The organism is Pseudomonas sp. TE6283 (assembly GCF_054060555.1).
Genome location: NZ_JBSSDH010000009.1, coordinates 11,983 through 24,123, shown reverse-complemented (window position 1 = coordinate 24,123; position 12,141 = coordinate 11,983). Strand labels below are relative to the sequence as shown.

Genomic DNA, 12,141 nt, shown 5'->3' with positions numbered 1-12,141 from the left:
CCTGGATGAGGGCTAGCGCCCGTCCATCAGCCATTGCGGAATCCGCCGTTCCAGGTAATACCCCGGATTGCGCAGGCTGCCCTCGACGAACCCGACATGGCCACCGCGATTGTGCAGTTCGAACTGCGTCAGTGGCGCCAGTTCGTCGACAGTCGGCAGGCTGTGACCGAACACGAACGGATCATCGCTGGCATGGATGATCAGCGTCGGCGTGCGGTTTTCCCCCAGGTAATAGCGGCTGGACGCCCGGCGGTAGTAGTCATGGGCATCGCTGAAGCCATTGAGTGGCGCGGTCACCTTGCCATCGAAGTCCCAGAAGGTGCGCAGGTTGCGCAATGGGCCAAGGCGCTCGAGGGTTGCCAATCCTTCATGGTGACCTTGGTTGCGAAAGTGCCGCTGCTTGTCCTTCACGTACGCCATCATCGCGCGCATGAAATGCGCCTGGTAGATCTTCGAAAATCCCAGGCCGATGCGGTCGGCGCACTGGTCCAGGCGAAACGGTACCGACACCGCCACCGCCGCTTCCAGTTGGCTGGACGAGCCACTTTCTCCCAGGTACTTGAGCAGCACATTGCCGCCCAGCGAATAGCCCACGGCATACAGCGGCGCCAGCGGCCGCTGCGCCCGCAGGTGGCGGATGGTCTCGGCCAGGTCTTCGCTGGCCCCGGAGTGGTAGCTGCGCGCCAGCAGGTTGGGCTCGCCCGAGCAGCCGCGCCAGTTCACCGCGACGCTGGCCCAGCCACGCCCCTGCAAGGCAAGTTGCAGGCCTTTGACGTAGGGCGAATTGGACGATCCGGTGAGGCCATGGAGCACCAGCACCAACGGCGCGTCGGGTTGGTGCGGTCCGTGCCAGTCGAGGTCGAGGAAGTCGCCGTCGGCCAGCCACAGGCGCTCGCGGTTGCGCGGCAGGTCCGGGAGCTTGCGCCAGAGAGGCCCCCACAGTGTCTGCAGGTGGGGGTTGGACAGGCCGATGGCCGGACGAAAGGTGGCGGTGAGGCTGGGCATGCTGGGCGACTCGTGGTGTGCCTGCCTAGAGTGCCATGAAACACCGCCACTGTACCTGCGCTATTGGTCGGTGTCCGCTCGTTGCCACAACGCGTAGTGCACCTGGCCGGTCTTCTTCTCGCGGTGCAGGCGCCAGTTGCCCGGCATCGGCAGCGAGGAGGGCACGGCTTCGCTTTCGGTATAGATCCACGCCTGCTCGCGCAGCCACTGGCCCTGCTCCAGCAGGTTGCAGGTGTTGGCCAGCAGGTCCTGGTGGAACGGCGGGTCGAGGAACACCACATCGAACTGCTGTTTGGCCGGGCCTTGCAGGTAGCGCAGGGCGTCGGTCTGCAGGATCTGCCCGCGCGGGCAGCGCAGCAGCTCGAGGTTGTTCTTGAGATTGACGATGGCCGCCGGGTTGCTGTCCAGCGCCACGGCGTTTTCGGCGCCGCGAGACAAGGCCTCCAGCACCAGCGCGCCGCTGCCGGTGAAGGCGTCGAGCACCAGGGCGCCTTCGATATGCGGCGCCAGCCAGTTGAACAGGGTCTCGCGCACGCGGTCAGGCGTCGGCCGCAGGCCTTCGCCTTCCGGCACGGCCAGACGGCGGCTGCGCCACTCGCCGGCGATGATGCGCAGCTGGCCGGGGCCCTTGCTGGCGCCCGGTGCCGGGCGCGCTGGGGTGTTGGGTCTTGCCATTAGTGCTCCGGTACGCCGAGCGGCTGCTCGGCGGGTTTGTCAGTGGGGGCCGGCAGGGGCTGCTGGGCCACCTTCGGGCCGACGGTGACGATCACCAGCTTGTCCGCCGCCAGATGCTTGTTCATGGCGGCCTTGACCTGCTCGACGGTCAGCGCCTGGGACTGCTGCATGAAGTCTTCCAGCCAGCTCAGCGGCAGGTTGTAGAAGCCGATCGCGCCCAGCTGGCCGACGATGCTGGCATTGCTGGCGTTGGACAGCGGGAAGCTGCCGGCCAGTTCGCGCTTGGCATCGTCCAGCTCCTGCTGGGTCGGGCCGCTCTTGAGGTAGTCGGCAAGGATATCCCGGACCAGCTTGAGCGTGCCCTCGCTGAGCTCGGCACGGGTCTGCAGGTTGATCATGAACGGGCCGCGCACCTGCATCGGGCTGAACACCGAGTACACGCCGTAGGTCAGGCCGCGTTTTTCACGCACTTCGCTCATCAGGCGGGTACCGAAGGCGCCGCCGCCGAGGATCTGGTTGCCCAGCGACAGGGCCGGCCAGTCCGGATCGTTACGGTCGATGCCCAGCTCGGCCAGCATCAGGTGGGTCTGCTTGGACGGGAAGTCGATATGGGTCGCGCCCGGCTTGGGCTCGACCGGTTGCTCGGGCTTGGCCAGGGCCGGGCCCTTGGGCAGGCCGGCGGAGACCTGGGCGGCAATGGCTTCGGCTTCGCCGCGGCTGAGATCGCCGACCAGGGCGATCACCGCGTTGCCGGCCGCGTAGGCCTTGGCGTGGAAGCCGCGCAGCTGTTCCAGGGTAATGCCCGGGATGGTTTCGGCGGTGCCGTCGCTGGGGCTGGCGTAGGGGTGTTTACCGTAGAGGTTGGCGAACAGGGTCTTGCCGGCGATCTTGCCCGGGTTCTGCTTTTCGTATTCGAAACCGGCCAGCAGCTGGTTCTTGATGCGCTTGAGGGCGTCCTCGGGGAAGGTCGGCTGGCCCACCACCTCGGTGAACAGCTTCAGCGCCGGCTCGCGCTTGTCGCTGGCGCTGAGACTGCGCAGCGACGCCACGGCCATGTCGCGGTACGAACCATTGCCGAAGTCGGCGCCCAGGCCTTCGAAGCCTTCGGCGATGGCGGTGACGTCCTTGCCGGCCACGCCCTCGTTGAGCATGGCGTTGGTCAGGGTGGCCAGGCCCGGGGTGCCGCCGTCCTGACTGCTGCCGGCGGCGAAGGTCACGCGCAGGTCGAACATCGGCAGCTCGCGGGCCTCGACGAACAGCACGCGGGCGCCTTCGGCAGTGGACCAGTGCTGGATGTTCAGCTGGCGCCGGCTGGGGGCCTTGCCGTCCAGTTCGGCCAGCGATTGCAGGGTGTTGGCCGGGCGGGCCGCGGTGTCTGCCTTGCCTTGGCTGTAGGACTGGGCCGGGCGCGCCAGCAGCGCGGCGATGGCCACCACCAGCACGATGATCGCCAGGCCGAACAGGGTGTAGCGCGGTGCGCTGCGATCACTCATGGGCGGACTCCTCGGGCAGTACATGGGCAACGCTCAGGCGTTCGCGGGTGAAATAGGTGCGGGCGGCGGCCTGGATGTCCTCCGGGGTCACGCGCTTGAGGTCGTCGAGCTCGCTGTCGATCAGCTTCCAGGACAGGCCGACGGTCTCCAGCTGGCCGATGGTGGTGGCCTGGCTGCTGATGGAGTCGCGGTCGTAGACCAGGCCGGCGATCACCTGGGCACGCACGCGTTCGAGTTCCTCGGCGGTCGGTGGCGTGGACTTGAGTTCGTCGAGCAACTGCCAGATGCCTTTTTCCACTTCGGCCAGGGTCTTGTGCTTCTGCACGTTGGGCGTGGCCGAGATCATGAACAGGCTGTCGCCGCGGGTGAAGGCGTTGTAGCTGGACGAGGCGCCGGCCACCAGTTCCTGACCGCGCTCCAGGCGCGCCGGCATGCGGGCGCTGTAGCCGCCGTCGAGCAGGGCCGAGATCAGGCGCAAGGCGTTGACGCTGCGCGGGTCCTTGGCCGTGGCCAGGGCGGGCACGTTGAAGCCGTAGACCAGGCTGGGCAGTTGCGTGCGCAGGTGCAGGGTGAGCTGGCGCAGGCCTGGCTCGGCCAGTTCCAGCGGCAGCTTGCTTGGTGGCACGGCGCGCTTGGGGATCGGGCCGAAGTACTTCTGCGCGAGGGCCTTCACCTCGTCGGGCTTGACGTCGCCGACCACCACCAGGGTGGCGTTGTTCGGCGCGTACCAGGACTCATACCAGTGGCGCAGTTCCTCGACCTTCATGCGTTCGAGGTCGGCCATCCAGCCGATGGTCGGGGTGTGGTAGCCGCTTGCCGGGTACGCCATGGCGCGGAACAGCTCGAAGGCCTTGGCGTTGGGCTGGTCGTCGGTGCGCAGGCGGCGCTCTTCCTTGATCACCTCGATCTCGCGGCTGAATTCGTCGGCCGGCAGGCGCAGGCTGGCCAGGCGGTCGGCTTCCAGCTCGAAGGCCACCTGCAGGCGGTCACGGGCCAGCACCTGGTAGTAGGCGGTGTAGTCGTCGCTGGTGAAGGCGTTCTCCTCGGCGCCGAGATCGCGCAGGATGCGCGAGGCCTCGCCGGGGGCGAGCTTGGCGCTGCCCTTGAACATCATGTGCTCCAGGGCGTGGGACAGGCCTGTCTGGCCCGGCGTCTCGTAGCTGGAGCCGACCTTGTACCAGATCTGCGAAACCACCACCGGCGCACGGTGGTCCTCGCGTACGACCACCTTCAGGCCGTTGTCGAGGATGAATTCGTGGGTGGGTTGCACATCGGCGGCGAAGGCCGCCAGCGGCAGGCACAGCGTGCCGAGCAACAGGCCAGCGGCGCGGCGGGCTAGAGCATTCATACGGTGTTCAACCTGTTCGGCGGCCCGCTTGGGTTTAGCGTCGGCGGGCCAGGAGGTGCTAGGATACTGATCCGGTTGCCTGGCGACCATGCCTGTCGCCGTTCTGGCCCACAGGCCCATACGACAAAACGTTGCGCATGAACCCGCTGGCTTCACAGTAGTCTGTTCTGCGTGACTCAAGAATTCCCGGTGCGCCACTGCTGGCGCATCGCTACCCTGAGATAGCCGTCTTCCATGTTTGGTTCCAACGACGACAAAAAAGCGCCGGCCGCGGCTGGCGAGAAGAAAGGCCTGTTCAGCTGGTTCCGCAAGAAGCCGGAGCAACCTGTCGCCGAACAGCCGCAAGTCCCCCAACCGCCCGTCGAGGCGCCGGTGGTACAGCAACCTCCCGCCGAGCAGCCTGCTCCGCTGGCCGAGGCACCCCAGCCTGCGCCAGTCAGCGTGCCGGCCGAGCCTGAACCGGTTGCTCCGCAGGTGGTGCAACCCGCCCAGGTGCTTGAACCCGCCCAGCCCGTGCCGGTGGACGTCGCGGTCGAGCCTGCCCTGGTGGTCGAGGCTGAGCCTGTTGTTCAGGCACACGCGCCGCAGGCTCCTGTGACTGAGGGCTTGCCCGCGAATGTGGCGGACCTGCCGACGGCCGTGGTTGAGCCAGCGCCACCTGCTCCCGTGAGCAACCTGGTGCTGCCGGTCGCGGAAGAGCCGGTTGCATTGGTGCCGGACCTCGAACCCAAGGCGCCGCCGGTCATCCCCGAGCGCCCGGCCCCTGAGGTGGTGGTGCCCGAGCCCGCCCCGGTGGTGGTTGTCCCTGTGGTCGAGCCTGAACCAGAAGAGCCTGTCGCGCCGGCTGCCGTCGAACCTGCGCCAGTTGCCGCCGAGCCTGCCAAACAGGGCTTCTTCGCCCGCCTCAAGCAGGGCCTGTCGAAGACCAGCGCCAGCATCGGCGAGGGCATGGCCAGCCTGTTCCTGGGCAAGAAGGTCATCGACGACGACCTGCTCGACGAGATCGAGACCCGCCTGCTGACCGCCGACGTCGGCGTCGAGGCCACCTCGGCCATTGTCCAGAACCTGACGCAAAAGGTCGCCCGCAAGCAGCTGGCCGACGCCGACGCCCTGTACAAGTCGCTGCAGGACGAACTGGCCGCCTTGCTGCGTCCGGTCGAGCAGCCGCTTAAGATCGAGGCGCAGAGCAAGCCCTACGTGATCCTGGTGGTCGGCGTGAACGGCGCCGGCAAGACCACCACCATCGGCAAGCTGGCCAAGAAGCTGCAGTTGGAAGGCAAGAAGGTCATGCTGGCCGCCGGCGACACCTTCCGCGCCGCGGCGGTGGAGCAGTTGCAGGTCTGGGGCGAGCGCAACCAGATCCCGGTCATCGCCCAGCACACCGGCGCCGACTCGGCCTCGGTGATCTTCGACGCGGTGCAGGCCGCCAAGGCCCGTGGCGTCGATGTGCTGATCGCCGACACCGCCGGTCGCCTGCACACCAAGGACAACCTGATGGAAGAGCTGAAGAAGGTCCGTCGGGTGATCGGCAAGCTCGACGCCGAGGCGCCCCACGAGGTGCTGCTGGTGCTCGACGCCGGTACCGGGCAGAACGCCATCAGCCAGGCCAAGTACTTCAACCAGAGCGTCGAGCTGACCGGCCTGGCCCTGACCAAGCTGGACGGCACCGCCAAGGGCGGCGTCATCTTCGCCCTGGCCAAGCAGTTCAACATCCCGATCCGCTTCATCGGTGTGGGCGAGGGTATCGACGACCTGCGCACCTTCGAGGCCGAACCCTTCGTCAAGGCGCTGTTCGCCGAGCGGGAACCTTCATGATCCGATTCGAACAGGTAGCCAAGCGCTATCCCAACGGCCATGTCGGCCTGCACGAACTGAGCTTCCGGGCGCGTCGTGGCGAGTTCCTGTTCGTCACCGGCCACTCCGGCGCCGGAAAGAGCACCTTGCTGCGCCTGTTGCTGGCCATGGAGCGTCCGACCAGCGGCAAGCTGCTGCTGGCCGGTCAGGACCTGGGCCAGATCAGCAATGCGCAGATTCCGTTCCTGCGCCGGCAGATCGGCGTGGTGTTCCAGAACCACCAGCTGCTGTTCGACCGCACGGTGTTCAACAACATCGCCCTGCCGCTGCAGATCCTCGGGCTGTCCAAGGCCGAGATCGCCAAGCGCGTGGATTCGGCGCTGGAGCGCGTGTCGCTGAGCGACAAAGGCGAGCTGTTCCCGGCCGACCTGTCCACCGGCCAACAGCAGCGCGTGGGCATTGCCCGCGCCATCGTCCACCAGCCGGCCCTGCTGCTGGCGGACGAACCTACCGGTAACCTCGACCCGCGCCTGGCCGCTGAGATCATGGGCGTGTTCGAGGACATCAACCGCCTGGGTACCACGGTATTGATCGCCAGTCACGACCTGGCGCTGATCGCGCGCATGCGCCACCGCATGCTGACGCTGCAACGCGGCCGCTTGATCGGCGATGGGGAGGCCGGGCAATGAGCACCACACGTACACCAAAGGTTTCCGAGCGCGTGGCGCCGAAAGCCGCCGACCCGCAACCGGCGAAGAAGAAGCGCGGCGACCACGACGATGACGGCCCGGACTTCAGCACCCTGCTGCACGCCTGGCTGGAAAGCCACCGCGCCAGCCTGGCCGACAGCCTGCGCCGGCTGGGCAAGCAGCCGATCGGCAGTTTCTTCACCTGCCTGGTGATGGCTGTGGCGCTGAGCATGCCCATGGGCCTGTCGCTGCTGCTGAAGAACGTCGAGAAACTCGGCGGTTCCTGGCAGCGCGCGGCGCAGATTTCGTTGTATCTCAAGCTCGATGCCAGCAGCCGTGATGGCGAGGCCTTGCGTGACGAGATCAAGGGCATGCCGGGCGTCGCCGAGGCCCAGTACGTCAGTCGCGAGCAGGCGTTGGAAGAGTTCCAGCAGCAGTCAGGCCTGGGCGAGGCGCTGCGCGAGTTGCCGGACAATCCATTGCCCGGCGTGGTGGTGGTGACCCCGACCGAGGTCGACAAGCCGGCCCTGGAAGCCTTGCGTCAGCGTCTGTCCGAGCTGCCGCGGGTGGAAGCGGCGCAGCTGGACCTGGTGTGGGTCGAGCGCCTGGCGGCGATTCTCAAGCTGGGTGACCGGTTCGTCTTCGGCCTGGCGGTGATGCTGATTTCCGCTCTGCTGTTAGTAATCGGTAACACAATTCGTCTACATATCGAAAACCGCCGGGTCGAGATCGAAGTGATCAAGCTCGTCGGCGGCACCGACAGCTACGTACGCCGGCCTTTCCTGTACATGGGCGCCCTGTACGGCCTGGGGGCGGGCGTGCTGGCCTGGGGCATCCTGGCGTTCGGCCTGAACTGGCTGAACGACGCGGTGGTCGGGCTGTCCGGGCTGTATGGCAGTGATTTCGCCCTGGGTGGCGTACCGGCCTCGGATGGCCTTTCACTCTTGATCGGGGCGGTGCTGTTAGGGTATATCGGTGCATGGATCGCCGTCGCTCGTCACTTGAACGAGCTGGCACCGCGATAAATGTTTCATGGCCAGTATTGACAAATTTTTCATCTTGGAACTTGTACAACGGTTCCTTGTCTATGCTGGCAGTGCCCACAAGGCACGAGTCTGTAAGCCGGAGGTACTTGAATGACCACATCGTTGCAACCTGCCTATGCCCTGGTTCCCGGTGCAAACCTGGAAGCCTATGTGCACACGGTCAACAGCATCCCCTTGCTGTCGCCGGAGCAGGAGCGTGATCTGGCCGAGCGTCTCTACTACGAGCAGGATCTCGAGGCCGCTCGGCAAATGGTGATGGCCCACCTGCGTTTCGTCGTACACATCGCCCGTAGTTATGCAGGCTACGGGCTGGCCCAGGCCGACCTGATCCAGGAAGGCAACGTCGGCCTGATGAAGGCGGTAAAGCGTTTCAACCCGGAAATGGGCGTGCGTCTGGTGTCCTTCGCGGTGCACTGGATCAAGGCCGAGATCCACGAGTTCATCCTGCGCAACTGGCGCATCGTCAAGGTGGCCACCACCAAGGCCCAGCGCAAGCTGTTCTTCAACCTGCGCAGCCAGAAGAAGCGCCTGGCCTGGTTGAACAACGACGAAGTGCATCGCGTGGCCGAAAGCCTTGGCGTCGAGCCCCGTGAAGTACGTGAGATGGAAAGCCGCCTGAGCGGCCAGGACATGGCCTTCGACCCGGCGGCCGAAGCCGACGACGACAGCGCCTTCCAGTCGCCCGCGCATTACCTGGAAGACCACCGCTACGACCCGGCCGTGCAGCTGGAGGACGCCGATTGGAGCGACAACTCCACCAGCAACCTGCATGAAGCGCTGCAAGGCCTGGACGATCGCAGCCGCGATATCCTCTATCAGCGCTGGCTGGCCGAGGAAAAGGCCACGCTGCATGAGCTGGCGGAGAAATACAGCGTTTCGGCCGAGCGTATTCGCCAGCTGGAGAAGAACGCGATGAACAAGGTCAAGGCACTGATCGCGATCTGATCGGCGCCTGGCTGGAGTGAAAAAGCCGCTGTTCTCGCAAGAGACAGCGGCTTTTTCGTGTGTTGTGGAGCGTGCGAGCGGGCCTCAAAGCCTGCGCGAAGTATCCAGTTGCATCAGGTAGCTCGGCCCACCCAGCTGGCTCATCTGCCGGCGAATCCACCCTGCACGGCTCGCCACATAGGCGCTCGGCCGGCTGGCACTCCATTTGATCGGGCTCGGCAGCACCGCGGCGAGCTGTGCGGCCTGTTGTCGCGTCAGGCGGCTGGCGTCCACGCCGAAGTGGTAGCGTGCCGCGGCCTGGGCACCGAACACGCCCTTGCCCCATTCGGCGCTGTTCAGATAGACCTCGAGAATCCGTTCCTTCGACCAGAACAGCTCGATCAGTGCGGTGAACCAGGCCTCCAGCCCCTTGCGCAGCCAGCTGCGTCCGGACCACAGGAACAGGTTCTTGGCCACCTGCTGGGTCAGCGTGCTGGCGCCACGCACCTTGCCGCCACGCTCGTTGTAGGCCAGCGCCGCCTGGATCGCCGGGATGTCGAAGCCCCAGTGGCTGGCGAACTTCTGGTCCTCGCCGGCGATGACCGCGACCTTGAGCTCGTCGGAGATGTCCTCCCAGGGCGTCCAGTCGCGTTGCAGGTCGATGGGCTCGCCGCTGAACCACGACTCCACCTTGCGCTCGACCATCAGCGCGGTGCCGGGCGGTGGAACCCAGCGCAGCACCAGGACGACGGCGATGCTGCCGGCTGCGAACCACAGCAGGGCGCGGGAAAGTCGGCGGAGGAGGGATGACAGCATGGTGATGGCTTGGCCGGACCGTTGGAACGGGCCATTATACAGACCCCTTCCGAGGAGTCGTCCCATGCTACGCAGCTTCCTGATGCTCGCCGCGTTCTTCGGCTTTACCGGTGTCGCCCTCGGCGCCTTCGCCGCCCATGGCCTGAAGAGCCGTCTCAGCGCCGACTACCTGGCGATCTTTCATACCGGTGTGACCTACCAGTTGGTGCATGCCCTGGCGATCCTCGCGGTGGCGGTGCTGTCGGCGCAGCTGCCGGGGCGCCTGGTCGGCTGGGCCGGCGGTCTGTTCGCCGTGGGTATCGTGCTGTTCTCCGGTAGCCTTTATGTACTGACCCTGAGCGGCCTGGGCAAGCTCGGCATGATCACTCCGCTGGGCGGCCTGTGCTTGCTCGCCGGCTGGCTGTGCCTGGGCCTGGCCGCCTGGCGCCTGGGCTGACCGAACGGTCCACAATCGCGACTAATGGCGCGCATCGCCCTTGGGTTGCGGGGTGGATCGGGGCTAGAATGCGGGCCCCAAAGAACAATGGTGGCCGTGCGCATGCGCATTCAATTGAACGGTGAACCTTACGAACTGCCCGAGGGCGAGAGCGTCGCGGCGCTGCTGGGCCGGCTGGAGCTGGCCGGTCGCCGGGTGGCGGTGGAACTGAACCTGGACATCGTGCCGCGCAGCCAGCACGAGAGCACGCGATTGAGCGAAGGCGACCAGGTCGAAGTGGTTCATGCCATCGGCGGTGGTTGAGCGCGTCCCGCCGATTCATCCGGCCGATTCATCCAAAGCCCCGTAACCTTTCCAGAGGAACATCGATGAGCAACGTTCGCAGCGACAAGCCTTTCGTCCTGGCCGGGCGCACTTTCCAGTCGCGCCTGCTGGTCGGCACCGGCAAGTACCGTGACATGGAAGAAACCCGCCTGGCCACCGAGGCCTCGGGTGCCGAGATCGTCACCGTGGCCGTGCGTCGCACCAACCTCGGCCAGAACGCGGGCGAACCGAACCTGCTCGATGTGCTGTCGCCCGACAAGTACACCATCCTGCCGAACACCGCGGGCTGCTTCGATGCGGTCGAGGCGGTGCGCACCTGCCGCCTGGCCCGTGAGCTGCTCGACGGCCACAAGTCCCACGAGGAGCGGACGCTGGTGAAGCTGGAAGTGCTGGCCGACCAGAAGACCCTGTTCCCCAATGTGATCGAAACCCTCAAGGCCGCCGAAGTGCTGGTCAAGGACGGCTTCGACGTGATGGTCTACACCAGCGATGACCCGATCATCGCCCGCCAGCTGGCCGAAGCCGGCTGCATCGCCGTCATGCCGCTGGCCGGCCTGATCGGCACCGGCCTGGGTATCTGCAACCCCTACAACCTGCAAATCATCCTCGAGGAATCCAAGGTGCCGGTGCTGGTCGATGCTGGCGTGGGTACCGCTTCCGACGCCACCATCGCCATGGAGATGGGTTGCGAGGCGGTGCTGATGAACTCGGCCATCGCCCACGCCCAGCAGCCGGTGCTGATGGCCGAGGCCATGAAGCACGCCATCCTTGCCGGCCGCATGGCGTATCTCGCCGGGCGCATGCCGAAGAAACTCTATGCCAGCGCGTCCTCGCCGCTGGAAGGTCTGATCAAGTAAGAGCCCCAGATGACTGAATCGCAAGAAACGCCGATCACCGAAGACGGCGAAGCCCGCCCGCACCGCCGCATCAAGAGTTTCGTGATGCGTGCCGGGCGCATGACCGAAGGCCAGCAACGCGGCCTGGAGCAGGGCGGTCCGCTGTTCATCCTGCCGTTGACCGACAGCCCGGTGGACTACGACCAGGTGTTCGGCCGTTCGGCACCGCGCACCCTGGAGATCGGCTTCGGCATGGGGCACTCGCTGCTGGAGATGGCAGCCGCCTCGCCGGAGCTGGACTTCATCGGCGTCGAAGTGCACCGTCCGGGTGTCGGCGCGCTGCTCAACGGCGTGCTGACCCAGGGCCTGAAGAACCTGCGGGTGTACGACTGTGATGCCATCGAAGTGCTCAACCGCTGCGTGGCCGACAACAGCCTCGACCGCCTGATGCTGTTCTTCCCGGATCCGTGGCACAAGGCCCGTCACCACAAGCGCCGGATCGTCCAGCTGGAGTTCGCCGAGCTGGTGCGCCGCAAGCTCAAGCCCGGTGGCGTATTCCACATGGCGACCGACTGGGAGCCCTATGCCGAGTACATGCTGGAAGTGATGAGCGCAGCGCCCGGCTATCGCAACCAGGCGGCTGATGGCGCCTACGTGCCGCGCCCGGAAGAGCGTCCGATCACCAAGTTCGAGCGCCGCGGTGAGCGCCTTGGGCATGGGGTATGGGACCTGAAGTTCGAGAAGGTGAGCTGAGC

General features: G+C 66.1%; 13 protein-coding genes. 8 read left to right on the top strand and 5 right to left on the bottom strand.

Annotated elements, in window-relative coordinates:
- Positions 1-12 precede the first annotated feature (12 nt).
- From ACVWZ5_RS14170 to ACVWZ5_RS14155, 4 genes are read right to left on the bottom strand one after another with little or no spacing between them, the layout of a single operon-like run.
- On the bottom strand, positions 13-1,005 hold the full coding sequence (locus tag ACVWZ5_RS14170; protein ID WP_084942073.1) for a hydrolase: 993 nt from the start codon (positions 1,003-1,005) through the stop codon (positions 13-15).
- Positions 1,006-1,065: 60 nt separating this feature from the next.
- A complete protein-coding gene (gene rsmD / locus ACVWZ5_RS14165) occupies positions 1,066-1,680 on the bottom strand; it encodes a 16S rRNA (guanine(966)-N(2))-methyltransferase RsmD (RefSeq protein WP_084942072.1) in 615 nt (204 codons plus the stop codon).
- The gene (locus ACVWZ5_RS14160; RefSeq protein ID WP_280070856.1) at positions 1,680-3,173 is read right to left on the bottom strand and encodes a M16 family metallopeptidase; all 1,494 of its coding nucleotides are present in this window, start codon (positions 3,171-3,173) and stop codon (positions 1,680-1,682) included. The genes rsmD and ACVWZ5_RS14160 overlap by 1 nt, the downstream gene beginning before the upstream one ends.
- Positions 3,166-4,521, bottom strand: a complete 1,356-nt coding sequence (locus ACVWZ5_RS14155; protein WP_280070855.1) for a M16 family metallopeptidase — start codon at positions 4,519-4,521, stop codon at positions 3,166-3,168. Before ACVWZ5_RS14155 ends, ACVWZ5_RS14160 begins: the two co-directional genes overlap by 8 nt.
- A gap of 234 nt (positions 4,522-4,755) precedes the next feature.
- Between ACVWZ5_RS14155 and ftsY the strand changes: the two genes are divergently transcribed.
- From ftsY to rpoH, 4 genes are all read left to right on the top strand, one after another.
- Positions 4,756-6,336 (top strand): signal recognition particle-docking protein FtsY, encoded by a 1,581-nt coding sequence (gene ftsY, locus ACVWZ5_RS14150; RefSeq protein WP_084942070.1) that lies wholly within the window; start codon positions 4,756-4,758, stop codon positions 6,334-6,336.
- Complete coding sequence (gene ftsE / locus ACVWZ5_RS14145) at positions 6,333-7,004, top strand: cell division ATP-binding protein FtsE (protein ID WP_011531723.1); 672 nt, start codon at positions 6,333-6,335, stop codon at positions 7,002-7,004. The genes ftsY and ftsE overlap by 4 nt, the downstream gene beginning before the upstream one ends.
- A complete protein-coding gene (gene ftsX / locus ACVWZ5_RS14140) occupies positions 7,001-8,029 on the top strand; it encodes a permease-like cell division protein FtsX (protein ID WP_028689135.1) in 1,029 nt (342 codons plus the stop codon). Before ftsE ends, ftsX begins: the two co-directional genes overlap by 4 nt.
- Before the next feature lie 111 nt (positions 8,030-8,140).
- On the top strand, positions 8,141-8,995 hold the full coding sequence (gene rpoH, locus ACVWZ5_RS14135) for an RNA polymerase sigma factor RpoH (protein WP_062575481.1): 855 nt from the start codon (positions 8,141-8,143) through the stop codon (positions 8,993-8,995).
- 84 nt (positions 8,996-9,079) lie between these two features.
- Here rpoH and mtgA read toward each other — a convergent pair whose 3' ends face one another.
- Positions 9,080-9,790: a monofunctional biosynthetic peptidoglycan transglycosylase gene (gene mtgA / locus ACVWZ5_RS14130; protein ID WP_062575480.1), complete on the bottom strand. Its 711-nt coding sequence runs from the start codon at positions 9,788-9,790 to the stop codon at positions 9,080-9,082.
- A gap of 64 nt (positions 9,791-9,854) precedes the next feature.
- Between mtgA and ACVWZ5_RS14125 the strand changes: the two genes are divergently transcribed.
- The 4 genes from ACVWZ5_RS14125 (at position 9,855) to trmB (ending at position 12,139) form a co-directional block, all read left to right on the top strand.
- On the top strand, positions 9,855-10,226 hold the full coding sequence (locus ACVWZ5_RS14125; RefSeq protein WP_062575479.1) for a DUF423 domain-containing protein: 372 nt from the start codon (positions 9,855-9,857) through the stop codon (positions 10,224-10,226).
- Between the two features lie 102 nt (positions 10,227-10,328).
- Positions 10,329-10,529: a sulfur carrier protein ThiS gene (thiS, locus tag ACVWZ5_RS14120; protein ID WP_050707401.1), complete on the top strand. Its 201-nt coding sequence runs from the start codon at positions 10,329-10,331 to the stop codon at positions 10,527-10,529.
- Positions 10,530-10,594: 65 nt separating this feature from the next.
- Positions 10,595-11,407, top strand: coding sequence for a thiazole synthase (locus ACVWZ5_RS14115; protein WP_028689130.1), 813 nt, complete (start codon positions 10,595-10,597; stop codon positions 11,405-11,407).
- Between the two features lie 9 nt (positions 11,408-11,416).
- The gene (gene trmB, locus ACVWZ5_RS14110; RefSeq protein ID WP_028689129.1) at positions 11,417-12,139 is read left to right on the top strand and encodes a tRNA (guanosine(46)-N7)-methyltransferase TrmB; all 723 of its coding nucleotides are present in this window, start codon (positions 11,417-11,419) and stop codon (positions 12,137-12,139) included.
- Positions 12,140-12,141 lie beyond the last annotated feature (2 nt).